Origin of the sequence: Rhodococcus sp. IEGM 1305, from assembly GCF_030058635.1 — a bacterium.
In the GTDB taxonomy this organism is placed as follows: Bacteria; Actinomycetota; Actinomycetes; order Mycobacteriales; family Mycobacteriaceae; genus Rhodococcus_F; species Rhodococcus_F opacus_D.
Genome location: NZ_JASHKX010000093.1, coordinates 1 through 216, shown reverse-complemented (window position 1 = coordinate 216; position 216 = coordinate 1). Strand labels below are relative to the sequence as shown.

Sequence of the window (216 nt, the reverse complement as noted above, 5' to 3'; positions counted from 1 at the left end):
CCGCCGCGATCTGGATGGCCGAACTCTGGGCCGAAGCCGGACTCCCGGCCGGGGTCTTCAACGTGCTGCAGGGCGACAAGACCGCCGTCGACGAACTCCTCACCCACCCCGCGATCAAGGCCATCAGCTTCGTCGGCTCCACCCCCATCGCCCAGTACGTGTACGCCACCGGCACCGCCCACGGCAAACGCGTCCAAGCCCTCGGCGGGGCGAAGA

At 69.4% G+C, this 216-nt stretch carries 1 protein-coding gene; it reads left to right on the top strand.

Going from position 1 to position 216, the window contains the following annotated elements:
- On the top strand, window positions 1-216 hold a 216-nt coding region (locus QM693_RS37530), incomplete at both ends, for an aldehyde dehydrogenase family protein (protein WP_283354838.1).